The following is a 23,552-nucleotide window of genomic DNA, read 5'->3' on the forward strand; positions in this document are numbered from 1 at the left end:
GCAGGTCTGGGTGTTAGAGTAGGTGCGCAATGGAACCTTACGAACACTATCTCGACTCACTCGCCAAAGTGGCCGTGCACGTGGGGCTGGGCCTCCAGGAAGGTCAGGAGCTACTGATTACCGCCCCCATCGAGGCCGTACCGCTGGTGCGGAAAATCACCGAGTACGCCTACAAGGCCGGGAGCCCCCTGGTCAGCGTGCTCTACGACGACGAGGCCGCCCACCTGCTGCGCTTCCAGCACGCCCCCGAGGCCTCCTTCGACAAAGCGCCCCAGTGGCTCTACAACGGCATGGCCGAGGCCTTTCAGGCTGGAGCAGCCCGCCTGCACATCGCCGGCAGCGACCCCAACCTGCTGGGGGGCCAGCCTCCCGAGAAGGTGGCCCGGGCCAACCGGGCCCGCTCCCTGGCCTACCGGCGGGTGCTCGAGCTCATCACCACCCACCACATCAACTGGAGCATTGTGGCCTACCCACAGCCGGCCTGGGCCCGCGCGGTGTTTCCCGGGCTACCCGAGCAAGAGGCCGTTCGAAAGTTATGGGAGGCCATTTTCAAGGCCTCGAGGCTCGATACCCCCGACCCCGTCGCCACCTGGAAAGCCCACAACCAGCGCCTGGCCGAGCGCGTGGCCTACCTGAACCAGAAGCGCTACCACGCCCTGCACTTCAAAGGCCCCGGCACCGACCTGCTGGTAGGCCTGGCCGACGATCACCTCTGGGCCGGTGGGGCCGTTCAGGCCAAAAACGGCGTGGTCTGCAATCCCAACATCCCCACCGAGGAAGTGTTCACCGCGCCCCACAAAGACCGCATCGAGGGCGTGGTGCGCAGCACCAAGCCGCTTTCGTATCTGGGGAGCCTGCTCGAGGACATCGAGGTGCGCTTTGAAAAGGGCCGCGTGGTGGAGGCCACCGCCAAAAGCGGGGCCGACGTGCTGAACCGGGTGCTGCAAACCGACGAAGGGGCCAAAAGCCTGGGCGAGGTGGCCCTGGTGCCGCACTCCTCCCCCATCGCGCAAAGCGGCCTGCTGTTTTACAACACCCTCTTCGACGAGAACGCGGCCAGCCACATCGCCCTGGGCCAGGCCTACAGCGAGTGCATCCAGGGCGGCAGCCAGCTCAGCCCGGAAGAGCTCGAGGCCAAAGGGGCCAACCGCAGCCTCATTCACATCGACTGGATGATCGGCTCGGGCGAGGTCGATGTGGACGGCATCACCGCCTCGGGGCAGGCCGAGCCGCTGATGCGCAAGGGCGAGTGGGTTTAGGGGCTGGCTTGCTCGAGGTAGCGCGCCCAGGCTGCCAAAGCGTGGGCTAGGGCATAACCCCGATTAGCCAAAAAACGAATGGCACGGGGCTTTTCACCCCTGTGGCGGCTTGGGTAGCGTTCCAGCAAGGCAAGGGCTTCTGCTACTGGGTCTTGCTGGGCCATCTGTGTAGCCAGCACCTCTTCTACAATCTCCCTCGAGACACCCTTAGCCCAGAGGGCCCGGCGCAGCTTGGCCGCGCCCCACTTGCCTGAATACAAACGAACATAACCTTCGGCGTAGCTATGGTCGTCGAGGTAGCCCTGTTGCTTGAGGCGGCCAAGGGTTGCCTCCACCACTTCGAGCGGGGCTCTACGGGATAGCTTTTGGCGCAGGGCCGTCTCTGAGTAAGCCCTGGCCCCCAGCAGCCGTAGCGCATACACAAACAGCTCATCGGGGTTTTCTTGCTTCATCTATTCGATTATGCCCCACGCAGAATGAGAGTCTTGAGCAGTATTCATACTTGACGCTCGGGCGCGAACCCTAGACACTAGACTGAGCCATTTATGGCTACCCAGGCACCTTATGCGCGTCTTTGCCATCGCCGATATTCATCTGTCCAAAGCCTTCCCCAAGCCGATGAGCATCTTCGGGCCGGAATGGAGCGGGCATCCTGAGGCTGTTTTCGAAGAGTGGCGCAAGGTTGTCGGCGAGGATGACCTGGTTATTGTAGCCGGGGACATCTCCTGGGCCATGAAGCTCCCCGAAGCCATGCTCGACCTGGCCGATCTAGCCCAGCTTCCAGGCATCAAAGTGCTGTTGCGGGGTAATCACGATTACTGGTGGCCCTCCATTAGCCGCTTGCGGCAGGTGTTACCCCCGCGCATGCATGCCCTGCAGCACGACTCGCTGATCATCGGGAATTTAGCTATTGCCGGAAGCCGCGGCTGGGATACCCCCGGAAGCTACAACTTCACCCCAGAAGACGAAAAAATCTACAAGCGTGAGGTAGAGCGCCTGGCCCTCTCGCTTAAAACCATCCGGGGCCACGAGTACGAGTATCTGGTTCTGGCTATGCACTATCCCCCCTATGGCCCCACTGGCGGCCCCACTGGCTTTACCGAGTTGATTGAGCAGTATCGGCCTACTTGCGTGGTGTATGGACACCTGCATGGCGCTGACCCCGAAAAGCTGCCCAAGCACTGGAAAGGCATCCCGCTACACTTTGTTTCTGCCGATGTGGTACGGTTCAGGCCCCAGCTCATCCTGGAGACCCCACATCAAACCCACACCTACCAGCCCACGTCCTGACCGCCAAGCCGGACGCTGGTATCTGGAGTATCATCCAGGCATGATTACCGCGTTTGTCCTGATCCAGACCAGCCGCGAATCCACCGCCGAAACCGCCGAGGCCGTAGCCGAGATTCCTGGGGTGGCCGAGGTGTACTCGGTGACGGGTGAGTGGGATCTGGTGGCGATTTTACGCTTCAAAGACTTCGAGCAGCTCGACGATATCGTAACCCTGGGGCTGCGGAAGCTAAAGGGCATCGAGCGCACCCAGACCCTGCTGGCTTTCCGGGCTTATTCGCGCAAGCTGCTCGAGCAGGGCTTCAACATTGGCAGCGAAGGTTTGTAGCTATTTTATGTTTCGCTTCTTCATGCTCTTGCAGCTTGGGCTGGTGCTGGTAGGCCTGGTCTGGATGGAGCTAGCTGGCTATACTGCCATCAAAAGCCCTGATCCCCTGCGCGATAGCCTGGCCTTTCTGCTGCTGTTCTTTGGGTTAATGGGGCTCGAGCGCCTGTTCTCTCTGCTGTTCCCCAAGAGTTTTCAGGCTGCCGAAGCCCTGCACGGCCAGCTTGGCACACTGATGCGCGCCCAGGGCATTAGCCATCATCAGGCCTTGCTGCTGGCATTGGTCTCTGGCGTGGGGGAAGAGGTGTTTTTCCGCGGGGCCTTGCAAAACGCCTTGCTGGGCGGCTGGCCGGGAGTACTGCTGCAAGCAGTGGTATTTACTGCTCTTCACCCGGTACCCGACCAGCGGGCCTGGAGCTACCCACTGTTTATCTTTTTGGGTGGCTTGATGTTTGGTTCGGCCTACTTACTCACCGGAAGCCTGCTGCCCGGCATGCTAGCCCATTATCTCCACAACGCCAGGGGCTTTTATGAGCTGCTGGATCGTGGTGAAAACGAGCATCATGCGTAACCCGGGCTCAGTAGGCCAGGTTTGGGATCCGATTGGAGGCCCCGCAGTCAGCTCGAGCCCCAACACATTCTGGAAGTCGCGCCGACCTCGCCAGCAATGCTGTTTAGCTCGAGGCTGATTAGAAAGTCGAATCCGAGGGCACCTCCTTAGGCCGTGGAGACCGAAAGCTCATGGTGGCCGTGCATTTTTTCCAGGTGATCTTTGAACTGCTCAAAGGTCACCTTGAGCAGCTTGTTGGGTTCGCCGAATACCGAGGCGTACCAGTCGGCGGCCTTGTCCAGCAAGGGGCTGTCGTAGTGGGGGTGGCCTTCGACCAGGAGCTCCATGTGGGTACCCCCATCCTCGGTTTCGCTCAGGCGCAGCCAGCCCGAGAGCTCGAGGTTGTGCGCCACCCCCGGCACACTCTGAAACTTTAGAAACTCGGGTGCTTGGCGTTCGGTGGCCTCGGCCACCCAGACCAGATCTACCGGCGGCTGCCCTCTAGCCCGAAAGCGCCAGGCCGTGCCCACCCGGCTCACCTCCTTGATGGCCTTGGCCCAGCTCGGCCAGCTCGAGAAGTCCTGGAACGCTGCCCAGACTGCTTCCCGTGGGGCCCGGATGTTGAGAATCAGTTCCTCCCTAAACCGCATAGCTACCTCCCTTTGCAAAACGAGCGCACGGCGGAAAAAGAACGAATACAGGTTGGTGTAAGTGCATATTGCCATACAACCATGTACGGGCGATGAAGCCTGGATTACACTACAGGGATGAGTAAGGTGCATGTTATTGGGGCTGGTCTGTCGGGTGCCGAGGCGGCTTTTACCGCGGCCCGCCTGGGCGCACAGGTTCGGCTGTACGAAATGCGACCCCGGCGCATGACCCCCGCCCATCAGACCGGCCATTTTGCCGAGCTGGTCTGCTCCAATAGCCTGGGGGGCGAAGGCGAGACCAACGCCAAAGGTCTGCTGCAAGCCGAGCTGCGGGCTGCCGGCTCCCTGATCATGCAGACTGCCGACCGGAACCGGGTTCCGGCGGGCGGGGCGCTGGCGGTGGAGCGGGAAGGGTTTTCACAGGAGATTACCCGGCGGCTCGAGGCCCATCCGAACATTGAGGTGGTGCGGGAAGAACTGACGAGGGTTCCTCCGGACGGCATTACCGTGCTGGCGACCGGCCCGCTCACCTCCGATGCTCTCTCGGAGCACCTGCGCGCGCTGCTGGGCGATGAATTCCTGGGGTTCTACGATGCCGCCGCGCCGGTGGTGCTGGGCGAGAGCATCAACATGGAGGTGGTCTACCGGGCCGGGCGGTACGGCCAGAGCGCCGACTATTTGAACTGCCCCCTCAACGAGGAAGAGTACCGCCGGTTTTACGAGGTGCTGAGCCAGGCCCGCAAGCACACCCCCCACGAATGGGAGAAGCTCGAGTTCTTCGAGGGTTGCATGCCTATCGAGGAAATTGCCCGCCGCGGCTTCGACACCCCGCGCTTTGGCCCCATGAAGCCGGTGGGCCTGCCCGACCCCCGAACCGGCCAGGAGCCCTACGCGGTGGTCCAGCTGCGGGCCGAGGATCGGCGCGGCCAGATGTGGAGCCTGGTGGGCTTCCAGACCGGATTGAAGTGGGGCGACCAGAAGCTGGTGGTGCAGAGCATACCGGGCCTGGAGAACGCCGAGATCGTGCGCTACGGAGTGATGCACCGCAACACCTACCTGTGCGCCCCCCGGCTGATTGAACCGACCCTGCAGTTCCGGGCGTACCCGAATCTGCTGGTAAGTGGGGTGTTGTGTGGGGTGGAGGGTTACCTCGAGTCCGCAGCCACCGGCTTTCTGGCCGGCCTCAACGCGGCTCGGCTGGCCCAGGGTCAGGAAGCCCTGGTTCCACCCGAAGCGACGATGCTGGGGGGCCTGGTGCGGTACCTGGCCAGCGCCAACCCCGACAACTTCCAGCCCATGAACGCCAACTGGGGGCTGGTGCCCACCGAAGGCGGCAAGGGCAAAAAGTCCGAGAAACGGGCCCGGATGTTCCACCGGGGTCTGGCCGAGTTTCGGGCCTGGCTGGCCCGGTCGGTGGGCCTGGTTAGCGAGGAAATACTGGCAGGTTGAGGGCGGCCAGGCTGGCGTAGACCACCTGCCAGCCCTGCTCGCCAAACACCAGCTGGGCCTCGCCGCTGCGCCGCACCGGACTGCCGTCCAGCACGACCAGCAGGCTGAAGCGCAGGGTGGCCTGGTTGCCCGCCAGCCGGGTTTGCAGGTTCTCGAGGCTAAACCCATCCAGCCGAACCCCGCTACGGCCAAATGCCACCGAAGGGTTCTGCAGGAAGCGCTGGCTCCAGACCGGATCGTTGCACTTCAGGCCCTCGAACACCTGGCGCAGGGCGTTCTCGGCCAGCAGGGCCGAAGGCTGGGGGCGCAGGTTGGGGTCGGGGCGGGCAATGGCCTCGAGGGCGGCCCTGGCCCAGTGGCAGGGCGACACATCCACAAAGGGTGAGGAGCCCACCTGGGTTTGTGCTAGCGAAAGGCTCCCCAGGAGCCCCAGAACAACAAGCTTTTTCATAGCCCCCACGCTGACAGATGGAGCGCCCTTCGACAAGGGAACCGGATACCTTTCGGAGTAGGTATAAACTGTGCAAGATGGAGCGTAGATACTTTGGAACCGACGGGGTGCGGGGCGTGGCCGGCGAGCCACCCCTGACGCCACAATTCGTGCTCAAGCTGGGGCAGGCGGCGGGGGCTTACTTCAAAAGCGCACAAAAAAAGCCAGTGGTGTTGCTGGGCAAGGACACCCGCCAGTCCTGCGACATGCTCGAGGCCGCCCTAGCCGCGGGCCTGATGTCCCAGGGCGTGCGGGTCGAGCACCTGGGGGTGCTGCCCACCCCTGGGGTGGCCTACCTGACCAAGGCCCTGGGGGCCACCGCCGGCATAATGATTTCCGCCAGCCACAACCCCTACCAGGACAACGGCATCAAGTTTTTTAGCGCCGCGGGCGACAAGCTGCCCGACGAGGCAGAAAGCGAGATTGAGGGCCTGCTGGAGCGCGAGTTCAAAACCGATGGCATCGGCACGGTCTCCGACTTCCGCGAGGCTGAGCGGATGTACCTGGACTTTCTATCGTCCAAAGGGGGCAGTCTGGAAGGGCTCAAGGTGGCCCTCGATACCGCCAACGGCGCCACTTTCCGCCTGGCTCACCGGCTTTTTCAGCGGCTGGGGGCCGAGGTGTTCGTAATGTTCAACACCCCCGATGGGCGCAACATCAACAAAGGGTGCGGTTCGACCCACCCCGAGTTTTTGCGCCAGCAGGTGGTGGAGATGGGCTTTGACGTGGGAGTGGCCTTCGACGGCGACGGCGACCGGGCCATCCTGGTAGACCGGCAGGGGCGCGAGTTCCACGGCGACCACGTGCTCTACCTGAACGCCCTGGTACGGCGCGAGCCGGGGGTGGTGGGCACTCTGATGAGCAACATGGGCCTCGAGGTCAAACTGCGCGAGGCCGGCATCAACTTCTACCGCACCGCGGTGGGCGACCGCTACGTCTACGAGAAACTCAAGGCCTCGGCCCTGACCCTGGGCGGGGAGCAGAGCGGCCACGTGCTCTTCCTCGACCATGCGCCCACCGGCGACGGCATGCTCACGGCCATCCTGACCCTGAAGGCCATGCGCGAGTCCGGGCGCGACCTTTCCGAGTGGTACGAGGCCCTGCCCATGTACCCGCAGATTCTGAAGAATGTGCGGGTCTCCGATAAGCAAAAGGTCATGCAGCAGCCCGAGCTGCACCAGGCCATCCAGGAGGCCGAGCAAAAGCTATCGGGCCTGGGGCGGGTTAATGTGCGTCCCTCCGGCACCGAGCCGCTGGTGCGGGTAATGGTGGAAGGCCCCGCCGAACTGATCGAGCCGGTTTCTGCGGAACTGGTAGCGCTGGTAGAGCGCCTGGGAAGCGCCAGCTAGTATGAGGGTACGCCTGCCCATTACCGTCCGCTACGCCGAGACCGACGCCATGGGGGTGGTGCACCACAGCAGCTACGTGGTCTGGCTCGAGGCCGCGCGGGTGGAGTGGCTCAACCAGATTGGGCTTCCCTACACCCAGATTGAAGCCCAGGGCCTGGCTTTTGCGGTGGTGGAAATTGGCCTAGTTTACCGCAGCCCGGCCCGGTTCGGCGACGTGGTCGAGATCGAAACCTGGCTCAGCGAGGCCACCTCGCGCACGCTACAGTACCGCTACCGGGTCTGGAAGGGCCAAACCCTGCTGGCCGAAGGCTTCACCCGCCACCTTTGCCAGGACACCAGGGGCAAGGCGGTGCGAATCCCTGCTTCTGTCGCAGAGCCTTTACATAAGCACCTGCTTCCGCTGGACTGAACAAGAGCTGACCCAATCGGCCTTAACATGGGGTCATGGGCGAAGCACGGCTAGAGAAAATCAGCGAGCGGGCCTTGCGTCTGACAGCGGCCGTCTACACCCTGCTGGGCGCCGCCGACTACCTGAAGGTACACGGGCGTTTACCCGAGCGGATTGGCGGCCCCTGGAACTACCTACCGGCAAACTACATCATCGAGCAACGGGGCCTCGAGTTTGAGCTCACCGAGGACGAGCAGCTTGTCTACGAGGCCATCCGGCGCGAGCGCCGGCTACCCGGAGGCTCGGTGGTGCTGCTGGACGAGGAAGAAAAATCATCCAAGCCCACCAAGAAGCCCAGAGGCAAAAAACACGCCTGAAGGTTTAGCGAGGTTGGTGTTGTATCGCTACACAGCAAGCAAGCAGCGCCCAGCGGCGTGATAAACTTAGGGCCGACCATGACCCTTTTCGAACAGTTTGAGCGTCACATCAACCCCGGTCTGGCCGGGCTGCTGCGCTTCACCGGACTGGACAAGGTGGAGTCCCACGCCGAAGGCGTGTACGTCTGGGACACCGAAGGTAAGCGCTACCTGGACTTTTTGGGCCTGTATGGAACCCTATCCCTGGGCCACCGGCACCCCAAGGTGGTGGCTGCGGTCAAGGCCCAGCTCGACAAAATGCCCATGTCGGTGCGGGTGATGGTTTCCGAGCCCACCACCAGGCTGGCCGCCCGCCTGGCCGAGATTACCCCCGGCGAGCTTTCGATGGTCTATTTTGGCAACTCGGGCACCGAAGGGGTGGAGGCAGCCCTCAAATTTGCCCGCTTCTACACGGGCAAGCCTGGCTTTATCACCACCCAGGGGGGCTACCACGGAAAAACCCTGGGAGCCCTGTCGGTTACACCGCGCGAGCACTACCAGCTTCCCGCACGGCCCCTGGTGCCGGGGGTGACGGTGGTGCCCTATGGCGATGCCCAGGCCATTGAAGCGGCCATTGGCCCCGACACCGCCGCGGTGATCGTGGAGCCCATCCAGGGCGAGGGGGGCATCCGGGTGCCGCCCGAGGGGTATCTGCGGGAGGTGCGGCGCATCACCCGCGAGAAGGGCGTGCTGATGATCGCCGACGAGGTGCAGACCGGCCTGGGCCGCACTGGCAGGCTCTGGGCGGTGGACTGGGAAGAGGTAGACCCCGATATCCTGGTGAGCGCCAAGGCCTTAGGGGGTGGGGTGATGCCCATCTCGGCCACCATCTGCCGTCCGGAAATCCTGAGCATCTACAAAACCGAGCCCCTGATTCACTCCACCACCTTTGGGGGCAACCCACTGGCCGCAGCGGCGGCGCTGGCGGCCATCGAAGTCACGCTGGAAGAGGATATGCCCGCCCGGGCCCTCGAGATGGGCCAGTACTTGATGGGGCAACTGGCCGGGCTGCAACAAGCCTACCCCGAGTTCATCCAGGAGGTGCGGGGCCGGGGTCTGCTGGTGGGCCTCGAGTTCACGGACGCCGACATCGGGGCGGTGGTGGTGGCCGAGCTGGCGACGCGCGGTGTGCTGACCGCCTTTGGCCTCAACAACCCCAAGGTGGTGCGCCTGGAGCCCCCCCTGATTGTGGAGAAGACACACATTGACGAGTGCCTCGAGGCCCTGGACGGGGCTTTAAAAGCTACCCAGCTGGCCTTCGAGGGTGTGCTGTAGCCTGGGTGAGCATACCAAGCTGGTTGGGCTTCGGAAGAAACCGGCGTCGGTTGGTTTGTAGTTGATTGGTGGCGAGCCAGCCTATCTGGCATGACGCCGGTCTATTTGAATCAAATGCACCTTGCCCTATGAAGCTCGGTTTGGCCCTGTGCCCTTGCGCTTTGAGCGGTCATCTCTGACAATCGTACTGTGTTGGCCAAACGCATAATTCCTTGCCTCGATGTCCACAACGGGCGGGTGGTCAAGGGTATTAACTTTGTGAATCTACGCGACGCTGGCGATCCAGTAGAGGCCGCTAAAGCGTACAACCTGGCCGGGGCCGATGAGCTGGTGTTTCTGGACATCACAGCTACCCACGAAGAGCGCAGTATTATGCTTGAAATTGCTACTCAGGTAGCCGAGCAGGTATTTATTCCCTTCACGGTGGGCGGGGGTGTGCGAAGCCTCGAGGACGCTCGAGCCCTGCTGCTGGCCGGAGCCGACAAGGTCTCGGTCAACTCGGCGGCCGTCAAACGTCCTGAGCTAATCCGGGAACTCTCCGATCACTTTGGCAATCAGGCTGTGGTACTGGCCATTGACGCCAGGTGGAACGGGGCCTCCTGGGAGGTGTATGTAGCTGGAGGCCGCATCCCCACAGGGCTGGATGTGCTCCGCTGGGCCGAGGAGGGCGCAAGGCTGGGCGCTGGAGAAATTCTCCTCACCAGCATGGACGCCGACGGAACCAAAGCCGGCTTCGATGTGACACTTTACAGAGCCGTGTCGCAGGTGGTGGGAATTCCCGTGATTGCCTCCGGGGGTGCTGGAAGCAAAGAGCACTTTTCCGAAGTGCTGGGCGCAGGCGTTGCCGATGCGGCCCTGGCCGCCAGCGTCTTTCATTTCGGCGAAATTGCCATCCCAGAACTCAAAGCCTATCTAGCCACTAAGGGTATTCCTGTGCGTATTGAGCCCCCCATGGCTATGGTAAACGTTTAGAGAATCGAACCTAAGCTAAGCCTGCGCACCGCGCCTGGTCTTGTTGCAATAAGGAGTACGACTGTCCAGAATAGGCCGTGGGTAACATATGGATCTCACCAGAGTACGATTTGATGCCAATGGCCTGGTTCCGGTTATCGTGCAGGACGCACGCACGGGGAAGGTGCTCACGCTTGCCTACGCCAACCTCGAGGCCCTCGAGCAAACCCTGCAAACCCGCCAAAGCACCTTCTGGAGCCGCAGTCGGAACGAGCTATGGGTCAAAGGTCTTACCTCAGGGCATACCCAGCAGGTGGTAGAGGTCGTGCTCGACTGCGATCAGGATGCAGTTTTGTACAAGGTTATCCCGCGGGGCCCGGCTTGCCACACCGGGGCCGAGAGCTGCTTTCATCATGCCCTAACCTCTGCTCACACCCCCCCCTTGGGCGAGGTGCTGGAGAGGGTGTATCAAACCATCCAACAACGAATAGATAACCTCCCCGAAGGCTCTTACGTAGCCAAAATGCACCAGGCTGGCCTGGATCGCATACTCAAGAAGATTGGTGAGGAAGCCGGCGAGGTGATTATCTCTGCCAAAAACCAGAGCTCAGATGAGCTGGCCTGGGAAGCCTCAGACCTCCTTTTCCACTTGCTGTTCGTGCTGGCCGAGCAGGGGGTTACACCCGCCGACCTGGCCCGTACCCTCTGGGAACGACACAGATCCTAAAGGCAAAAAATTTGGAAATGCTACCAAGGTTCGCATTCAAGCCACACTTGGTATGCTTTAGGCATGCAATTCGACAGCGATATGGACATAGAGCGGCTGCTGGTGCTCGAGGTTGCCCGCGTCACCGAACAAGCAGCGCTGGCAGCCAGCCGCCTGGCCGGTATGGGCAAAAAAGACGAAGTGGACGAAGCCGGAACCGAGGCCATGCGAAGGGTGCTATCGGAGCTACCCATCGTGGGTCGGGTGGTCATTGGCGAAGGCGAGATGGACGAGGCTCCCATGCTCTACATTGGAGAGATTCTTGGCCGGGGGGGGCCCGAGGTGGATATCGCGGTTGATCCGGTGGAAGGCACCAACATTACAGCCAAAGGCCTCCCCAATGCCATTACGGTTATCGCAATTAGCGAAAAAGGGGGCTTGGTGGGCGCGCCCGATATGTACATGCAAAAACTGGTAGTTGGCCCCCCAGCCGCCGGCAAGGTGAGCCTGGATTTTCCGGTAGAGGCCAACCTCCGCATCGTCGCCGACTCGCTCCAGCGCAAGGTAGAAGACCTGGTAGTGGTAATCCTGGATCGACCCCGGCACGAACAGCTCATCCGTGAAGTGCGGGAGGCTGGGGCCAGGGTCAAGCTGATTACCGATGGCGACGTGGTGGCTGCGGTCTCGGTAGCCGTCCGTGGAACAGGCGTGCACGTCATGATGGGCAGTGGAGGAGCACCCGAGGGTGTATTGGCCGCCGCTGCTTTAAAGTGCATGGGGGGTGAGATTCAAGGGCGCTTCTTGCCCAGCAACGAAGCTGAGCTCGAGCGGCTCAGGTCAATGGGGGTAGACGAAAAGAAAATTTATCGCACCAACGACCTCGCGCCCGGAAGACAGATAGTATTTTCCGCTACCGGCATTACCCACGGCGAATTGCTCGAGGGCGTGCGCTACTTTGGTGGTGGGGCCCGCACGCACTCCATTGTTATGGGTTATCAGACCAAAGTCGTGCGCTTTATCGACACCATCCACCTATTTGAAAGCGGTGCACGGGTCAATATCCGGGTATAGGATTTTCGGTCGGGCCGGTGGCCTGCTAGAAGCCGATGTTGACGCCTATTGCACCACCCAGACCAAAAGTGCTCGAGCCACTAAAAAACAGCATAGGATGCACTTCTACAAAAATACCAACGAGTGGCAGGCCTACGTTTAGATAGGTTCCAATGACGCCCCTAGCCCCCAGGCCTCCGCTAGTAGAGCCTTGTGAAATCAGCGAAACAGTAGTCCCGGACGCGTAAAACAGCCCAGCCCCTGCATACAGATCGGTTAGGGGTACCGATACCAGCACATCCGCTCCACCCCCCAGCGAGGCCGGGCCGCCAGTAAAAAAGTTAGCCCCGCCATACACCCGTCCATCCAGCAGTAAGGGAACTAGTGGAAAGCGCACACCAGCGTTAACCCCAAATGGGCTTCCCGCTGTCACCTGCACACTCTGGGCTACAGCCGAGCCTAGCAACAAAGTCAACAAGACGAGCCACTTGCGCATATGAACCTCCGCACCAAGTATAAGGGCCATTACGGCCCGCTTGCGGTTATAAACGGCTGGGCTACCCTAGATAGCTACCGGATTTTGCAGCAACTCCGCAATCTGTACAGCATTTAAGGCGGCCCCTTTGAGGAGTTGGTCGCCTGCAACAAAGAAATCCAGCCCGTTATCGAACACCAGGCTTTTACGAATACGGCCCACTTCTACATTAAATTTGCCGGTCGCGGTAAGAGGCATGGGATAGCGTCTGGTAGTTGGGTCGTCTACCAGATCCACCCCAGGGGCCGTATTTAGCACTTCTCGAGCAGCATCCGGACTTACCGGTTGTTCAAACTCAACCGTTACCGCCTCGGAGTGAACCCGCAACGTAGGAACCCGCACTGCCGTGCAGGAAACCCTAATTTGCGAATCCTCCATGATTTTTTGAGTCTCCCACAGTACTTTCATTTCCTCTTTGGTGTAACCGTTTTCCTGGAAAACATCGATATGGGGGATTACGTTGAAGGGAAGCGGGTGAGCAAAAGTTTTGTGTTCTATGGCGTGTCCAGCCAAAAATTCTTTCGTGCCCTTCAGCAACTCCTCCATTCCGTTTGCGCCAGCTCCCGAAGCGCTTTGATAGGTGCTCACGATCACTCTTTTAGCCCTGAATGCTTTATGTAGGGGGAACAGGGCCATCAGCAAAATAGCCGTGGTGCAGTTGGGGTTGGCGATGATATTTTTGTGGCCCCGAATGGCGTGTGCGTTGATTTCCGGAACAATCAGCGGCACATCCGGCTCGTAGCGGAAGGCCGAGGAATTATCAATCACCACCGACTGCGTAGCCCAGATAGGTGCATACTGCTTGGAGATACTGCCACCCGCGCTTGCCAGCACCACGTCCACCGGCAAAGGGGTTTCGGGCAGGGCCTCTACAGTCAATTCCTGCCCTCGGAAGAACATGCTTCGTCCTGCAGAGCGCGGCGAGGCGTATAGTCGCAGCTCCGAAACTGGAAAATTGCGCTTTTCGAGTACGTTCAACAGCTCTTTACCAACCGCTCCGGTGGCTCCTACGATCCCGACTCTCATAGCTTCACCTTTCTACAAAAAAAACCTGCCAGAGCTGGCAGGTAGCGGCAACTCATGCGAGCCGCCGCTTAACTAGTGGTGGTGGTATACCAAACCATCTGCTAACAAAATATAGACAACTCGAGCAAAAGTCAAATCAGAGACAGCGCAGACCCCTACAATGGCGAAGGCTCGAGTTTTTCTTTACCAAAGTAGGGCTGTACCGCCTTGGGCACATTTACGGTACCGTCTTCGTTTTGGTGGTTTTCCAGCAGCATCACCAGAATTCTGGGGGTAGCCAGGGCAGTGTTGTTGAGGGTATAGGCGTAGTGGATTTTACCGTGCTCGTCACGATAGCGCAGGCTGGCACGCCGGGCCTGCCAATCGAGCAAAGCCGAGCAGGAGTGGGTCTCGCGGTAGCGGTTCTCACTCGGAACCCAGGTCTCGAGGTCTACCTGCCGGTACTTGCCCAGCCCCATATCGCCGGTGGAGACCTCGATCACACGGTAAGGCAGCTCGAGGGCCTGCAAGATGCTCTCAGAAATAGATAGCATGGTCTCGAACCAGCGGTTCGACTCCTCCAGATCGGCTCTGCAAAGCACGTACTGCTCTACCTTGTTGAACTGATGAACGCGCATCAGGCCCCGCACATCCCGCCCGGCCGAACCCGCCTCACTACGGAAGCAAGGTGAGAGCGCACAGTAAGGCTTGGGTAGCTCGGCCTCGGAAAGGATTTCCCCAGCGTGCAGGTAGTTGAGGAGCACCTCGGCGGTTCCCGCAAGGTAGGCATCTTGCCCATCTACCGAGTAGACCTGGTCGCGCGCAGCAGGGAACTGACCGTGGGCATACAGCGCCTCTTCCTTGGTGAGGCTGGGCACGCTCATGGGCGTAAAGCCGGCTTGAATCATTCGATCGAGGGCAAAGCGTAGCAGCGCCTGCTCATACACCATTAGGTCGCCCTTAAGAATGTAGGAGCGCGAGCCTGAGACTTTGGCGGCCCGTTCAAAATCACCCCAGCCGTTTTTTTCCATCAAACTTACATGATCCAGCGGCTCAAACAGGAAGGTACGCGGGTTACCGTGCACGCGGGTTTCGACGTTGAAGGAATCATCCGGGCCAACCGGTGCACCTTCCCACGGGATGGTTGGGGTTAGGTAGAGCAGGTTTTTGAGTCGAGCCTCGAGGTCTCGTAGCTGAGGCTCGAGCTCCGCAAGCCGTCGCCCAATTTCCCTGCCCCTCTCAATCAGGCCCGCCCGTTCGTCTGGCTTGGCACGCACGACAGCTTTGGCGTTGGCGTTGCGTTCGGCCTGTAACTGCTCGATGGTTCGCTTTAATCCCTGTACCTGCCGGTCAAGCTCCAAAAGCTCGTCTAAATTGAGCGATACTCCTTTTTTCTCGATAGCTTGGCGCACGATTTCGGGGTTTTCGCGAATAAATTTGATATCTAGCATAAAGCGTCCAGGGGATCTTTTACTCGAGGTTCTTCAAGCACAGGGTGTTTTGTCGGTGACCAAGGTTTTGGCTACTCGATCACGCGGGGCACCTTGAACTGACCTTCTTGCTGCTCTATAGCTACCGATAAGGCTTCTTGCTGCCCCAGGGAAGGGCGCACCTGATCGTCCCGCAAGCGGTTGATAATTTCGACCGGCCGGGCCATCTCGGGCAAGCCCTCGGTATCAAGCTCACCAAGCTTTTCAAAAAAGCCTACGATTGAGCGCAGCTCGCCCTCGAGCCTGGCCTCTTCCTCCGGCGTTAGCGCAAGCCGCGAAAGCCTGCCCAGATTTTTCACCAGCTCAGGCGTAATCTCCATAGGCGCTATTCTAACGCCCAGGTGCGCGTTAAAGGGAAGCATGGGGCAAGGCGGGAGTAGAATCGTCTGTCAGAGGCGCAAATAGCAGATTTTCTTTCCGACGCCTTGCCGTTCCCCCCTTTTCAGTTCTTGCTATCCCACACAACTCAACATTCGGTGCAAAAGGCGTGGGTTTTGTGTATGGGCCTGTAGCTCAGCAGCCAGCAGCTTAAGGTACTCAGCAAAGAAGGGCTCCAGCTCGGGTTTCCAGGTCTGCAGGGTTGTTTCGGGCAGACCCAGGTGTTCAGCCCATAGCTCTACCAGCTCCGCTGACTTAATCGGCAGGTGGGCCTGTAAACGGTAAAGCAGTGTTGGGGTTAGGTGCTCCACCACAAAATGTTGGTCAAACAGCCAGTCTTGGCGGCCGCCTTTTTTGTGTGTAAACAGGGTGAGGGCAGTAATGGCGCTTTGTTCCAGGGTTTTGGCGTTGAGGGCATGTCTCATATATGGTTCTCCCTGCATCGGCCCTCTAATAGCCGATGATTTTATGTTAGTGGGCACACTTGCGATTGAGAAGAACATATCGAAAATAAAACGGTATCTTTTTGTATGAAATTAAAGTAAATTACGCTTATGTCAGTCGAATCAAAATTGCTGGATGATGTTTCCTGGAAAATCCTCGAGCTACTCCAGCAAAACGCTCGCTTACCCTATAGCGAGATAGGTCGGCAGGTCGGTCTATCGGCCCCTGCCGTAGCCGAACGGGTGCGCCGGATGGAAGAGGCTGGAGTTATCCGTGGTTATCGGGCCGATATCGATCCAGGCCAGCTTGGCTATACCCTCGAGGTCTTCATCCGTGCCGAAATCACTCATAGCAACCACGAAGTGGCCATACGCTACATATCTCAGCTCCCCAACGTGCTCGAGTTCTGGAATCTAACCGGCAGGGACGGGTATCTGATTCGGGCCGTTTTTCGCTCCGTTCAGGAGCTTGAGCAAATGCTTAACCAAAAACTTGGAGTGTACGGTACGACCACTACCGCTCTGGTACTATCTAAGCCGGTTGCTTTTCGTGTTCTCAACAAAGAACAAGGTGGTTTCGGCGAGGAAAGCAAAAGGCTCTAAAAATCGTACCAGGGCGGGATTCCTCGAAAAAGTTCGATGGGCTGGTTCAGAAGCTCGTCACGGCTGGCTTCTACCAGCGATATAACCTGTGGTGGGCAGCTCTCCACGCATGCCCCGCACCCTGTGCAGGCCGACACATTGAGCTTTAGCACGTACTCGTCACCCCCGGTGGCATCGCGCTCGCGCTCAACAGCTTTAGTGGGGCAAACATTAGTACAAACCGGACACAGCGTGCAGCCTTCTTTCACAGCAATGCGTGGCCATAGAACAGCCTGGGCTCGATAAGCAGCAAGCCTGCGCAGTCGTAGCTCGGCTGGCAGTTCCCCGCGCTTGTCTTCATAGGGTTCCGACGGCGGTAGAGGAAGGTTGGGCACCAACTCAGCCGCCGACCGCTTGGCCCCGCCAAACATAGCCCCGAAGAATTCCCGACGGCCCACCTCGGCTCCCCGCAACGCCTCCTGCTGCAGATGAACCTTTAGTTCGGGGAAATACCGCTTGGCTTCCTCTGCTGCCCATCGCACGCGCTCGGGAACCGTAGGGCCTCCAATCTTACAACTCTCGCATGCGCCATGGGCCAAGGTGAGTGTGCCATAAAGCGAGGCTGCCTCAGCCAAAACCCCTGGGGTTAACTGCCCCAAGCAGTGAACCTCATCGCCTGCGCCCGGGGCTTTAGAGCATCGAATCTGACCACGGCCCCGGTGCAATTTCTCTTGAATGGGGCCGAGGGGAAACTCGAGGGCTACACCTGGGCAAACGGCAGTACAAAGGCCGCAGCTTGTGCACTTCACCTCGTCAACCTCGACAGCAAAGCTCTGAAGGTTGATGGCCTCATGGGGGCAGACCTGCTGGCACTTATCGCACCCCCCCACGCTGTTGCGCTCGAGTAGACACCGAGGCCCCGTATACTCCGGCGTGGGGTCGGTTAATTTTAGGAAAGCTCCTATCAGGTTATCGAGTAGTCCCACAATTAACAGCCTACAGCGAACGGGGCAAGCCTAGAACTCGAGGCTTCCCTATTCGGCAGGGATAGCCACAGGCCTCGAGGCCGCCTTCGGCATCAGATCATCAATAGCCTGCATGAACTGCTCAAACTGAGTAAAGTCGAGTTGCTGCTCGTTATCGGAGAGGGCTACCTTGGGGTTTGGGTGTACCTCGATATGAACGCCATCCAGACCTGCCGCCAAGGCCGCTCGAGCCAACGGAGCCAACAAGTCACGTCGCCCAGCCGCATGGGTCACATCAACAATCACCGGTAGGTGCGTGAGCTGCTTCGCCAGTATGGCCGCCGACAGATCAAGGGTGTTGCGGGTCCATTTCTCGTAGGTGCGGATGCCTCGCTCACACAAAATAACCTGGGCATTACCCTGCGATAGTATGTATTCGGCGCTGTAGAACCACTCTTCAATGGTCTGGGCAAAGCCTCGCTTAAGGAGCACTGGCTTGTTGGCCTTACCTACCTCGCGCAACAGGGCGAAATTTTGAGCATTACGGGTGCCCACCTGCAGGATATCGGCGTACTGGGCCACCAATTCAACATCGCGGGTATCCATGACCTCGGTCACAAAGACCATGCCGTGGGCATCAGCGGCCTTACGCCCAATTTGCAGCGCGGGCTCTCCCATTCCCTGAAAGCCGTAAGGCGATGTGCGGGGTTTGTACGCGCCTCCGCGCAAAACCTTGATGCCGTGGCCGGCTAAAAACTTGGCCGTAGCAATCATCTGCTCTTCCGACTCGATGGAGCAGGGCCCGGCCACCAGCACCTTGCCTTGGCCAAAAACGACATCCCCTACCCTAACCGTGGTGTCTTCAGGTTTTACCTGGCGCGAATAAAGGAACTTTTGTTTGTCTTGTTGCTCCTCGAGGTCGAGTGAGGCCTTAAAAATTTCCTTGAATAGCCGCTTGATGGTCTCGGCCGGATACGGGCCGGGGTTCTCCTGGGTTAGGTAGGCCAGCATCTCCTCTTCTCGCCTGGGGTCGTAGTGGGCCAGGCCCAGCTCAGTCTGAACCCGCCCAATTTCACTCACCAGCCTGCCCCGTTCGGAAAGCAATCGGAGCAGCTCACGGTTGATACGGTCTATTTCTTTACGCAGCTCGAGGATACGCTGATCCATGAACTCAATGGTATACCAAAATCGGCCCGCTCTAGCAAGTCTGCCCGGCGTCAGACCGGGCTGGCTTCAGCTTCTTTAGGACGGCCTCGCTCGGCCCACTTGACCAGCAGAATCGAGAAGCCATAGAGCACCATCAAGGGGATGGATACCAGGCTGAGGTTAACGACATCAACTGTCGGGGTTATCAGGGCCGCCAGGGTTATCAGTAAGACCACAGCGATACGCCAGTTATTAATTAAGAAGCGGCTCGAAAGCATACCCAGTTTGGCCAAAAGGTAGCTCACCACCGGCATCTCGAAAAGGATGCCCATCAAGGCCAGGAAGGTAACTACCTGCCCCATGTACATACCGATGGAAATTTGAGGGGTAACCACATCGCCTAAAAAACCCAGCAAAAATGGCACAGCAAAAGGCAGAAGCACAAAATAGGCAAACACCGCCCCCAGGGCAAAGCTAAAGCCCGCGCCCAGTATAAATGGAATTGCCAGCCTGCGCTCGTGGGGATACAAGCCGGGCGCAATAAAGGCCCAAATCTGGTAGACGATAAAGGGCAAGGCCAGGGCCAACCCCCCAAAGGCCGCAACCTTGAATGCAGTCAGGAAAGGTTCAGTAATGTTGAGAACAATCAGCTCGGCTTTGAGCGAGGCCGTAGTGTTGTAGGCGTCCAGAGGTCGCCTCAAGGCCTCGAGGATCTGCACTCGAAAGGTAAAGGCCACCGCGGTCATCACCGCCCAGGACACGATAGCCCAGATTAGGCGGTTACGCAGTTCCTCCAGGTGTTCCATCAAAGGGGCTTCACGCATGCTCACCCCCATCAAGACTTGGGCTCTTCCTTGGCCTCGAGGGGCTTCTTCAGCTCCTCAATAGGTTTAGAAATCTCCTCTTTAATTTCTTTGAATTCCTGCACATCGGCAGCTTTTTCAAACTCTTCACGTATGCTTTTTGCGCCACGTTGAAACTCACGGATGCTCTGGCCCAGGCTGCGCCCAAGCTCGGGAAGCTTGCGGGGGCCAAACAGCAGCAAGGCGATCAAAAGGATAATCAGAATTTCCGTCATTCCCAGGTTCATGACATTCTCCTAAAACACATTTTACTTGGTTGGCTTGGGCAGTCTGAGAGATAGACCACCCAGCTTACTTATGCCTTCAAACCGCAAAAGGGCTGCCCTTATTGATGTTGACCGCGCTTACGCTTCACATAGCCTTCGATATTGCGTTGGCGTTCGCGAGCAATGGCGAGTGCACCCTCGGGCACATCCTGGTTTATACCGCTTCCACCGGCGACAAAAGCGTCGTCCGCCAGGGTCACTGGCGCAATCAGCACACTGTTGGAGCCCACGAACACCCGCTTACCAATGGTGGTCTTGTGCTTGCGCTGCCCATCGTAATTGGCCGTGATCACACCGGCCCCTATATTGGATTCTTCCCCTACTTCGGCATCGCCCAGGTAGGCCAGATGGCCGGCCTTAGCCCGCTTCCCGAGACGGGCATTTTTGAGTTCGACAAAATTCCCGACGTGTGCGCCTTCCTCGAGGTGGGCTTTGGGCCGCAAACGCGCGAACGGCCCGGCGTCGGCCCCGCTCGAGACATAGGCCTCTTCACAAACCGTGTGGGACTTGATCTTCCCCCCCGCCTCGACCACGGTGTCGGTTAGCACAGCATAGGCGCCTATCTCCACCCCTTCACCCAGGCGGGTGCTACCCCGCAAGATCACCCCCGGCCACAAGGTGACGTCCGGGGCTAGTTCTACGCTGGGCTCGATGTAGATGGTCTCGGGTTGAATCATCCGTACCCCCTGGGCCATCCAGTGAGACCTTAAGCGCTCGAGCAAAACCTGCTCCACCTGGGCCAGTTGAGCGCGGGAGTTAACACCCAAAAGCTCTCCGGTATCCTTTGACTCAATGGAGGCTACTTTTTGGCCAGCCTCGCGGTAGATGCGAATTAGGTCGGGCAGATAGTATTCGCCAGCAGCATTCTGGTTGTTCACCAGCTTGAGCTTTTCCCAAAGGCTGGCATCGAAGCAGTACACCCCTGGGTTGATCTCCCGAATTGCGCGTTGCTCTGGGGTGGCGTCTTTTTGCTCTACATTGCCAAGTATTTGACCCTGTTCATCGCGCAAAATCCGGCCGTAGCCAGTGGGATCCTCGAGCCGCATGGTGAGCAAAGCCATTCCAGCCCCTTGGTTCTGCATGGTGCTGACCAGCCCGGTTAAGGTTTCGACTCGGGTAAGAGGCGTGTCGCCCTGGGTCACCACTATAGGGCCAGGAAAATCCGCCAAAACAGGCTGGGCCTGAGCCAGCGCATGAGCTGTGCCCAATTGTTGCTCCTGTACCACAAAGCTCAGGTTTGGGTACCCTTCAAAGGTCTGGCGAACCTGTTCAGCCCCGTGGCCCACGACTACCACAACCTTTTCTGCGCCGCTGGCAAAAGCGGTATCTATGCAATAACCCACCAGGGGCTTGCCCAGTAGGGGGTGCAAAACCTTCGGCAACTTAGACTTCATGCGGGTTCCCAGACCCGCCGCAAGAATCACCACTGCATGCGCCATATCACTCCGATTGTATTGCCAAAATGCTGCTCGAGGTTCAAATGTGACCGGCAGTGCAGGTCATCTATTTGCTTATTTCTTGGCGCCCGGCACCTTACTCAAAGGAGAAGGGGCCAGTGCCTCGCGCTTTCCTTTCCATCGCATCAGGAAAAAGATGGCGACCACAATTAATGGAATAGAAATAATTTGAGTCGCGGTAAAGAGGCCAATACCTGCTTGCTCGTTGAGGTATACCTTGATCCACAGCGGGTTTAGGCGGAAGGTTTCCTCGAACACCGAGCGCAGCATGCTGTACCACAAAACAAACTGCCAGAAAACATAGCCATAGGCTCTATTCTGTCGCAACCAGTAAACCGATAGCAGCAACAAAACCAGACCAATCAAGACCCCATACAACTGGGTGAAGTGCACAGGGCCGCGCACAATTGCGTCCGGCGCACAGCGCACCACCTCGCTGATATCGTTGATACCTGGGCAAACACCCGGAAAACCACTGGCCGAAGCAGGCCAGGTAAAGCCAATGGGCCAGTTGGTCAATCGTCCTACGGTATCGGAACCATTCATGATGTTGCCTAGGCGGCCCGCCATGATGCCAAGGGAAATACCCGGCACTACCGCATCCAGATAGGCCCAAACCGGAATTTTGCTACGGTAATAGTGGTAAACGAATGGAATCAGACCTCCAATGATGGCCCCGTGAAAGGATAGGCCGCCTTGCCATATATAAAGCGCAGAAACCGGATTGCTGCTAAAATCCCCCGGGCTGGTGATCACGTAGCCAACTCGAGCTCCAACCACGCCCCAAATTACGGCCCAAAAAGCTATTTGTTCGAATCGCTCAGGGTCAAGGCCCCAGCCCTTAAGAATCCGCTTGGCAATTTCAAAGGAGGCGAAGATAGCCAGTACCAAAAAAAGCCCATACCAGCGTATTTGCAGCGAACCGATTTCGATGAGTATTGGATCCATTAAAAGCCTCCAGTTACAACGACAGCTTCTTAGACAGGCGCTCGAGGGTAAACTTGCCCTCGAGCAGCACCGTACCCTCCCAGAGCAGAACCGGCACGCGGAAGGTGTATAACTTTTTGAGGTTTTCGTCGGCGTCTACGTCCTTAAGGGTGTAAGTAATGCCCTGAGCCTCCAGTAAGGCCTCGGCTTCCTCGCAGAGATGGCACCCTTTCCGACTGATCAACACATAGCCCATCTGTCCTCCAAGTATAGCCTGGGCAACCTATAATACCGGGCTTTTTCAGAATCTCCATGTATCCAAGCCTCGAAAAGCCCGCCAGAATGTAAAGGCGGTCGCTCGAGGCGGCTGTCCATGCAGTATCGTATGGCCCATGGCTCAGTTTCAAAAACGCATTCCAGTAAGCGTCATCGGGGGGTTTTTAGGCGCAGGCAAGACCACCTTGGTCAATCATCTAGTAGCCAGCGGAGCCCATCGGTTTGGCATTATCGTCAACGAGTTCGGCGAAACCGGCATAGATGGCTCACTGATTGAAAACGTGGACACCGACGGCATCGCCGAGCTTTCCAACGGCTGCTTGTGCTGTGTGGGGCGCGAGGACCTGGTCTCGGCCCTGTTCAAGATTATCTCGCGCAAGGATAAACCCGATTATGTCCTGATCGAGCTTTCGGGCCTGGCCGACCCGGTGCCGGTGGCCCAGACCGTAATGGATCCCTTTGCCCGAACCAGGTTCGAGCTGGACGGCATTATCGGAGTGGCCGACGCCCGCAACCTCGAGCAAACCTTGCGCGACGGCCCCGAAGGCGCGGTGCAGCTCGCCTATGCCAGCACAGTGGTGCTCAACAAAACCGACCTGGCCCATCCAGAGCAAGTAAACGAGGCCGAGGCTTTGATTCGCAAAATCAACCCCCTGGCCCGGATTTTCCGCACCGCACAGGCCAGGGTAAACCCCCAGGACTTGCTCCATCTTCGCGCGTTCGACCTGGACTGGCGACCCCAGAACTACCAGCACCTACACATGCCCAACGTCCAGAGCTTTACTCTCAGCGCCGAGGGTCTGCTCGAGCGCCACAAGGTCAACGAGTTTATTGACCAGTACCTGATCTCCCGGCCCGACGCGGTTTTCCGGGCCAAGGGTTTTCTGAGCGTCAAAGGCTTCGATAAGCAGGTGCTCTTTCAGTCGGTGCGGGAGATTTTCAGCCTCGAGCTGTCCCAGGAGCCGCTGCAAGCCCACTCGAGGCTGGTGGTGATTGGCCGGGGCCTCAATCAGTTCGAATATGAAGAGGCCTTCCGGGCCCTGAGGGTGCGGTAAAAACCCCTCTGTAACTTCG

General features: G+C 58.8%; 29 protein-coding genes. 14 read left to right on the forward strand and 15 right to left on the reverse strand.

Annotated elements, in window-relative coordinates:
* Nucleotides 1-29 precede the first annotated feature (29 nt).
* A complete protein-coding gene (locus tag Q0X18_RS06315) occupies nt 30-1,259 on the forward strand; it encodes an aminopeptidase (RefSeq protein WP_297559899.1) in 1,230 nt (409 codons plus the stop codon).
* Here Q0X18_RS06315 and recX read toward each other — a convergent pair.
* Complete coding sequence (gene recX / locus Q0X18_RS06320) at nt 1,256-1,711, reverse strand: recombination regulator RecX (protein WP_297559900.1); 456 nt, start codon at nt 1,709-1,711, stop codon at nt 1,256-1,258. The genes Q0X18_RS06315 and recX overlap by 4 nt on opposite strands.
* A gap of 112 nt (nt 1,712-1,823) precedes the next feature.
* Between recX and Q0X18_RS06325 the strand changes: the two genes are divergently transcribed.
* From Q0X18_RS06325 to Q0X18_RS06335, 3 genes are read left to right on the forward strand one after another with little or no spacing between them, the layout of a single operon-like run.
* Nucleotides 1,824-2,549, forward strand: a complete 726-nt coding sequence (locus tag Q0X18_RS06325) for a metallophosphoesterase (RefSeq protein WP_297559901.1) — start codon at nt 1,824-1,826, stop codon at nt 2,547-2,549.
* A 40-nt stretch (nt 2,550-2,589) separates the two neighbouring features.
* A complete protein-coding gene (locus Q0X18_RS06330) occupies nt 2,590-2,874 on the forward strand; it encodes an Lrp/AsnC ligand binding domain-containing protein (RefSeq protein WP_119340435.1) in 285 nt (94 codons plus the stop codon).
* Nucleotides 2,875-2,881: 7 nt separating this feature from the next.
* Nucleotides 2,882-3,442, forward strand: coding sequence for a CPBP family intramembrane glutamic endopeptidase (locus tag Q0X18_RS06335; RefSeq protein ID WP_297559904.1), 561 nt, complete (start codon nt 2,882-2,884; stop codon nt 3,440-3,442).
* 146 nt (nt 3,443-3,588) lie between these two features.
* On the opposite strand, the gene Q0X18_RS06340 is transcribed toward Q0X18_RS06335, so the two are convergent.
* A complete protein-coding gene (locus tag Q0X18_RS06340; protein ID WP_297559905.1) occupies nt 3,589-4,071 on the reverse strand; it encodes an SRPBCC family protein in 483 nt (160 codons plus the stop codon).
* Between the two features lie 117 nt (nt 4,072-4,188).
* Between Q0X18_RS06340 and trmFO the strand changes: the two genes are divergently transcribed.
* Nucleotides 4,189-5,520 carry a methylenetetrahydrofolate--tRNA-(uracil(54)-C(5))-methyltransferase (FADH(2)-oxidizing) TrmFO gene (gene trmFO / locus Q0X18_RS06345; protein ID WP_297559906.1) on the forward strand — a complete coding sequence of 444 codons (1,332 nt, stop codon included), beginning with the start codon at nt 4,189-4,191 and terminating at the stop codon, nt 5,518-5,520.
* On the opposite strand, the gene Q0X18_RS06350 is transcribed toward trmFO, so the two are convergent.
* On the reverse strand, nt 5,495-5,971 hold the full coding sequence (locus tag Q0X18_RS06350; RefSeq protein WP_297559908.1) for a hypothetical protein: 477 nt from the start codon (nt 5,969-5,971) through the stop codon (nt 5,495-5,497). The two genes, trmFO and Q0X18_RS06350, sit on opposite strands and share 26 nt — an antisense overlap.
* Nucleotides 5,972-6,048: 77 nt before the next feature.
* Here Q0X18_RS06350 and glmM point away from each other — a divergent pair, with 77 nt between their 5' ends.
* From glmM to glpX, 7 genes are all read left to right on the forward strand, one after another.
* On the forward strand, nt 6,049-7,359 hold the full coding sequence (gene glmM / locus Q0X18_RS06355) for a phosphoglucosamine mutase (RefSeq protein WP_297559911.1): 1,311 nt from the start codon (nt 6,049-6,051) through the stop codon (nt 7,357-7,359).
* A gap of 1 nt (nt 7,360) precedes the next feature.
* The gene (locus Q0X18_RS06360) at nt 7,361-7,768 is read left to right on the forward strand and encodes a thioesterase family protein (protein WP_297559914.1); all 408 of its coding nucleotides are present in this window, start codon (nt 7,361-7,363) and stop codon (nt 7,766-7,768) included.
* Between the two features lie 35 nt (nt 7,769-7,803).
* Entirely contained in the window at nt 7,804-8,124 is a 321-nt protein-coding gene (locus tag Q0X18_RS06365) for a hypothetical protein (RefSeq protein WP_297559917.1), read from the forward strand.
* A gap of 78 nt (nt 8,125-8,202) precedes the next feature.
* Nucleotides 8,203-9,438, forward strand: coding sequence for an aspartate aminotransferase family protein (locus tag Q0X18_RS06370; RefSeq protein WP_297559919.1), 1,236 nt, complete (start codon nt 8,203-8,205; stop codon nt 9,436-9,438).
* A 189-nt stretch (nt 9,439-9,627) separates the two neighbouring features.
* The gene (hisF, locus tag Q0X18_RS06375; protein ID WP_297559921.1) at nt 9,628-10,410 is read left to right on the forward strand and encodes an imidazole glycerol phosphate synthase subunit HisF; all 783 of its coding nucleotides are present in this window, start codon (nt 9,628-9,630) and stop codon (nt 10,408-10,410) included.
* An 88-nt stretch (nt 10,411-10,498) separates the two neighbouring features.
* Nucleotides 10,499-11,116: a bifunctional phosphoribosyl-AMP cyclohydrolase/phosphoribosyl-ATP diphosphatase HisIE gene (gene hisIE, locus Q0X18_RS06380; RefSeq protein WP_297559924.1), complete on the forward strand. Its 618-nt coding sequence runs from the start codon at nt 10,499-10,501 to the stop codon at nt 11,114-11,116.
* An 81-nt stretch (nt 11,117-11,197) separates the two neighbouring features.
* Nucleotides 11,198-12,166, forward strand: coding sequence for a class II fructose-bisphosphatase (gene glpX, locus Q0X18_RS06385; protein ID WP_297563025.1), 969 nt, complete (start codon nt 11,198-11,200; stop codon nt 12,164-12,166).
* A gap of 25 nt (nt 12,167-12,191) precedes the next feature.
* Here the strand turns inward: glpX and Q0X18_RS06390 are convergent, their stop codons facing one another.
* The 5 genes from Q0X18_RS06390 to Q0X18_RS06410 form a co-directional block, all read right to left on the reverse strand.
* Nucleotides 12,192-12,641, reverse strand: a complete 450-nt coding sequence (locus Q0X18_RS06390) for a hypothetical protein (protein ID WP_297559933.1) — start codon at nt 12,639-12,641, stop codon at nt 12,192-12,194.
* 66 nt (nt 12,642-12,707) lie between these two features.
* Complete coding sequence (locus Q0X18_RS06395) at nt 12,708-13,706, reverse strand: aspartate-semialdehyde dehydrogenase (RefSeq protein WP_297559936.1); 999 nt, start codon at nt 13,704-13,706, stop codon at nt 12,708-12,710.
* Nucleotides 13,707-13,861: 155 nt separating this feature from the next.
* The gene (gene serS / locus Q0X18_RS06400; RefSeq protein WP_297559939.1) at nt 13,862-15,136 is read right to left on the reverse strand and encodes a serine--tRNA ligase; all 1,275 of its coding nucleotides are present in this window, start codon (nt 15,134-15,136) and stop codon (nt 13,862-13,864) included.
* Between the two features lie 71 nt (nt 15,137-15,207).
* Nucleotides 15,208-15,495, reverse strand: a complete 288-nt coding sequence (gatC, locus tag Q0X18_RS06405) for an Asp-tRNA(Asn)/Glu-tRNA(Gln) amidotransferase subunit GatC (RefSeq protein WP_297559942.1) — start codon at nt 15,493-15,495, stop codon at nt 15,208-15,210.
* A 132-nt stretch (nt 15,496-15,627) separates the two neighbouring features.
* Nucleotides 15,628-15,978, reverse strand: a complete 351-nt coding sequence (locus Q0X18_RS06410; RefSeq protein ID WP_297559943.1) for a hypothetical protein — start codon at nt 15,976-15,978, stop codon at nt 15,628-15,630.
* A gap of 129 nt (nt 15,979-16,107) precedes the next feature.
* Between Q0X18_RS06410 and Q0X18_RS06415 the strand changes: the two genes are divergently transcribed.
* The gene (locus Q0X18_RS06415; RefSeq protein WP_297559946.1) at nt 16,108-16,599 is read left to right on the forward strand and encodes an Lrp/AsnC family transcriptional regulator; all 492 of its coding nucleotides are present in this window, start codon (nt 16,108-16,110) and stop codon (nt 16,597-16,599) included.
* Here the strand turns inward: Q0X18_RS06415 and Q0X18_RS06420 are convergent.
* The 7 genes from Q0X18_RS06420 to Q0X18_RS06450 form a co-directional block, all read right to left on the reverse strand.
* Nucleotides 16,596-17,564 carry a 4Fe-4S dicluster domain-containing protein gene (locus tag Q0X18_RS06420; RefSeq protein ID WP_297559954.1) on the reverse strand — a complete coding sequence of 323 codons (969 nt, stop codon included), beginning with the start codon at nt 17,562-17,564 and terminating at the stop codon, nt 16,596-16,598. The two genes, Q0X18_RS06415 and Q0X18_RS06420, sit on opposite strands and share 4 nt — an antisense overlap.
* A 48-nt stretch (nt 17,565-17,612) precedes the next feature.
* Complete coding sequence (locus Q0X18_RS06425; RefSeq protein WP_297559957.1) at nt 17,613-18,710, reverse strand: bifunctional 3-deoxy-7-phosphoheptulonate synthase/chorismate mutase; 1,098 nt, start codon at nt 18,708-18,710, stop codon at nt 17,613-17,615.
* A gap of 50 nt (nt 18,711-18,760) precedes the next feature.
* On the reverse strand, nt 18,761-19,513 hold the full coding sequence (gene tatC, locus Q0X18_RS06430; RefSeq protein ID WP_297559966.1) for a twin-arginine translocase subunit TatC: 753 nt from the start codon (nt 19,511-19,513) through the stop codon (nt 18,761-18,763).
* A gap of 11 nt (nt 19,514-19,524) precedes the next feature.
* The gene (locus Q0X18_RS06435) at nt 19,525-19,779 is read right to left on the reverse strand and encodes a twin-arginine translocase TatA/TatE family subunit (protein WP_297559968.1); all 255 of its coding nucleotides are present in this window, start codon (nt 19,777-19,779) and stop codon (nt 19,525-19,527) included.
* Between the two features lie 98 nt (nt 19,780-19,877).
* Nucleotides 19,878-21,257, reverse strand: coding sequence for a bifunctional UDP-N-acetylglucosamine diphosphorylase/glucosamine-1-phosphate N-acetyltransferase GlmU (gene glmU, locus Q0X18_RS06440; RefSeq protein WP_297559971.1), 1,380 nt, complete (start codon nt 21,255-21,257; stop codon nt 19,878-19,880).
* 72 nt (nt 21,258-21,329) lie between these two features.
* Entirely contained in the window at nt 21,330-22,223 is an 894-nt protein-coding gene (gene lgt / locus Q0X18_RS06445; protein WP_297559973.1) for a prolipoprotein diacylglyceryl transferase, read from the reverse strand.
* A gap of 13 nt (nt 22,224-22,236) precedes the next feature.
* Nucleotides 22,237-22,458 carry a glutaredoxin family protein gene (locus Q0X18_RS06450; RefSeq protein WP_297559976.1) on the reverse strand — a complete coding sequence of 74 codons (222 nt, stop codon included), beginning with the start codon at nt 22,456-22,458 and terminating at the stop codon, nt 22,237-22,239.
* 136 nt (nt 22,459-22,594) lie between these two features.
* Here Q0X18_RS06450 and Q0X18_RS06455 point away from each other — a divergent pair, with 136 nt between their 5' ends.
* Entirely contained in the window at nt 22,595-23,533 is a 939-nt protein-coding gene (locus Q0X18_RS06455; protein WP_297559979.1) for a GTP-binding protein, read from the forward strand.
* Nucleotides 23,534-23,552 lie beyond the last annotated feature (19 nt).

Origin of the sequence: Meiothermus sp., from assembly GCF_026004075.1 — a bacterium.
Classification (GTDB): Bacteria; Deinococcota; Deinococci; order Deinococcales; family Thermaceae; genus Meiothermus.

Excerpts from the sequence above, each read along its gene's own strand:
- glmM (WP_297559911.1), top strand. The coding sequence starts at position 6,049 with ATGGAGCGTAGATACTTTGGAACCGACGGGGTGCGGGGCGTGGCCGGC.
- Q0X18_RS06395 (WP_297559936.1), bottom strand. The coding sequence starts at position 13,706 with ATGAGAGTCGGGATCGTAGGAGCCACCGGAGCGGTTGGTAAAGAGCTG.
- Q0X18_RS06415 (WP_297559946.1), top strand. The coding sequence starts at position 16,108 with ATGTCAGTCGAATCAAAATTGCTGGATGATGTTTCCTGGAAAATCCTC.
- lgt (WP_297559973.1), bottom strand. The coding sequence starts at position 22,223 with ATGGATCCAATACTCATCGAAATCGGTTCGCTGCAAATACGCTGGTAT.
- Q0X18_RS06340 (WP_297559905.1), bottom strand. The coding sequence starts at position 4,071 with ATGCGGTTTAGGGAGGAACTGATTCTCAACATCCGGGCCCCACGGGAA.
- Q0X18_RS06315 (WP_297559899.1), top strand. The coding sequence starts at position 30 with ATGGAACCTTACGAACACTATCTCGACTCACTCGCCAAAGTGGCCGTG.
- Q0X18_RS06455 (WP_297559979.1), top strand. The coding sequence starts at position 22,595 with ATGGCTCAGTTTCAAAAACGCATTCCAGTAAGCGTCATCGGGGGGTTT.
- Q0X18_RS06370 (WP_297559919.1), top strand. The coding sequence starts at position 8,203 with ATGACCCTTTTCGAACAGTTTGAGCGTCACATCAACCCCGGTCTGGCC.
- glmU (WP_297559971.1), bottom strand. The coding sequence starts at position 21,257 with ATGGCGCATGCAGTGGTGATTCTTGCGGCGGGTCTGGGAACCCGCATG.
- Q0X18_RS06425 (WP_297559957.1), bottom strand. The coding sequence starts at position 18,710 with ATGGATCAGCGTATCCTCGAGCTGCGTAAAGAAATAGACCGTATCAAC.
- Q0X18_RS06360 (WP_297559914.1), top strand. The coding sequence starts at position 7,361 with ATGAGGGTACGCCTGCCCATTACCGTCCGCTACGCCGAGACCGACGCC.
- Q0X18_RS06330 (WP_119340435.1), top strand. The coding sequence starts at position 2,590 with ATGATTACCGCGTTTGTCCTGATCCAGACCAGCCGCGAATCCACCGCC.
- Q0X18_RS06410 (WP_297559943.1), bottom strand. The coding sequence starts at position 15,978 with ATGAGACATGCCCTCAACGCCAAAACCCTGGAACAAAGCGCCATTACT.
- tatC (WP_297559966.1), bottom strand. The coding sequence starts at position 19,513 with ATGCGTGAAGCCCCTTTGATGGAACACCTGGAGGAACTGCGTAACCGC.
- recX (WP_297559900.1), bottom strand. The coding sequence starts at position 1,711 with ATGAAGCAAGAAAACCCCGATGAGCTGTTTGTGTATGCGCTACGGCTG.
- Q0X18_RS06335 (WP_297559904.1), top strand. The coding sequence starts at position 2,882 with ATGTTTCGCTTCTTCATGCTCTTGCAGCTTGGGCTGGTGCTGGTAGGC.
- serS (WP_297559939.1), bottom strand. The coding sequence starts at position 15,136 with ATGCTAGATATCAAATTTATTCGCGAAAACCCCGAAATCGTGCGCCAA.
- hisIE (WP_297559924.1), top strand. The coding sequence starts at position 10,499 with ATGGATCTCACCAGAGTACGATTTGATGCCAATGGCCTGGTTCCGGTT.
- Q0X18_RS06325 (WP_297559901.1), top strand. The coding sequence starts at position 1,824 with ATGCGCGTCTTTGCCATCGCCGATATTCATCTGTCCAAAGCCTTCCCC.
- gatC (WP_297559942.1), bottom strand. The coding sequence starts at position 15,495 with ATGGAGATTACGCCTGAGCTGGTGAAAAATCTGGGCAGGCTTTCGCGG.
- Q0X18_RS06450 (WP_297559976.1), bottom strand. The coding sequence starts at position 22,458 with ATGGGCTATGTGTTGATCAGTCGGAAAGGGTGCCATCTCTGCGAGGAA.
- Q0X18_RS06365 (WP_297559917.1), top strand. The coding sequence starts at position 7,804 with ATGGGCGAAGCACGGCTAGAGAAAATCAGCGAGCGGGCCTTGCGTCTG.
- trmFO (WP_297559906.1), top strand. The coding sequence starts at position 4,189 with ATGAGTAAGGTGCATGTTATTGGGGCTGGTCTGTCGGGTGCCGAGGCG.
- Q0X18_RS06390 (WP_297559933.1), bottom strand. The coding sequence starts at position 12,641 with ATGCGCAAGTGGCTCGTCTTGTTGACTTTGTTGCTAGGCTCGGCTGTA.
- Q0X18_RS06435 (WP_297559968.1), bottom strand. The coding sequence starts at position 19,779 with ATGAACCTGGGAATGACGGAAATTCTGATTATCCTTTTGATCGCCTTG.
- glpX (WP_297563025.1), top strand. The coding sequence starts at position 11,198 with ATGGACATAGAGCGGCTGCTGGTGCTCGAGGTTGCCCGCGTCACCGAA.
- Q0X18_RS06350 (WP_297559908.1), bottom strand. The coding sequence starts at position 5,971 with ATGAAAAAGCTTGTTGTTCTGGGGCTCCTGGGGAGCCTTTCGCTAGCA.